Annotated in this window: 1 protein-coding gene (only partly in view); it reads left to right on the top strand. The window is 73.2% G+C overall.

Annotated elements, in window-relative coordinates; all coding sequences use genetic code 11:
• Positions 1 to 181: 181 nt before the first annotated feature.
• Positions 182 to 900, top strand: partial view of an undecaprenyldiphospho-muramoylpentapeptide beta-N-acetylglucosaminyltransferase gene (murG, locus tag K789_RS0107520; RefSeq protein WP_024366226.1) — the 5' portion only. The gene runs 409 nt beyond the window's last position; 719 of the gene's 1128 nt are visible here — the first part of the coding sequence; its start codon is at positions 182 to 184; the stop codon falls past the right edge of the window.

Genomic DNA, 900 nt, shown 5'->3' with positions numbered 1-900 from the left:
GATTGCGGCCCGCGGCGCGGCTACGGCCACAAGCACGCCCGGCAAGGACCCCGCACCCAAGGCAGCCGGCACCGGAAAGTCCGCCGTCAAAGCCACCGGCCCCGGGAAGCCAGCCCCCCGAACGCCGGCCACCCGGACCCCCGCCCCCAGCAATCCCGCACGAAAGCGTAAATAGGCCTCCATGAACATTGAGTCGTCTTTGTCCGTCGTCCTTGCCGGCGGCGGAACAGCCGGGCACATCAGCCCGCTCCTGGCCATCGCGAACGCACTCCGCGAGGCCCGTCCCGGCGTGCGGCTCCTGGCCGTGGGAACACCGGGCGGGATGGAAGCCCGGCTGGTCCCGGCCGCCGGGCTGGACCTCGCCACGATCAACCGGGTGCCCTTCCCCCGGCGGCCGTCGCTGGACCTGCTGCGGCTGCCGGGGCGGCTTGCCGGCGCAGTGAAACAGGCCGGCGTTATCCTCGACGAGGCCAACGCCGACGTCCTGGTCGGCGTCGGCGGCTATGTCTGCACCCCGATGTACCTCGCCGCCCGGCGCCGGAAGATCCCCATCGTCATCCACGAGGCGAACACCCGTCCGGGACTGGCGAACCGCGTAGGCGCACGCCTGGGCGGGCACGTCGCCGTGGCCTTCGCAGCCACACGGCTGGGCGCCTCCCGGCACGTTGGCATGCCGATGCGCAAGGAAATCTCCGGCCTTGACCGGACCGCGGCCCGGACCGCGGCCCGGGCAGCCCTCGGCCTGGACCCGGACCGTCCGGCCCTGGTTGTCACCGGCGGCTCCTCGGGCGCCCAGAGCATCAACCGCACCATCGCCGCATCCGTCGGGCTCCTCTCGGAGGCCGGCATCCAGACCCTGCACATCACCGGGCGCGGCAAGGCCGTCCACGACGCCGGCGG

This window comes from Arthrobacter sp. TB 26 (genome assembly GCF_000427315.1).
Taxonomy (GTDB): domain Bacteria; phylum Actinomycetota; class Actinomycetes; order Actinomycetales; family Micrococcaceae; genus Arthrobacter.
The sequence above is the reverse complement of the archived record's forward strand: the minus strand, read 5'-3'. Positions and strand labels throughout refer to the sequence as shown.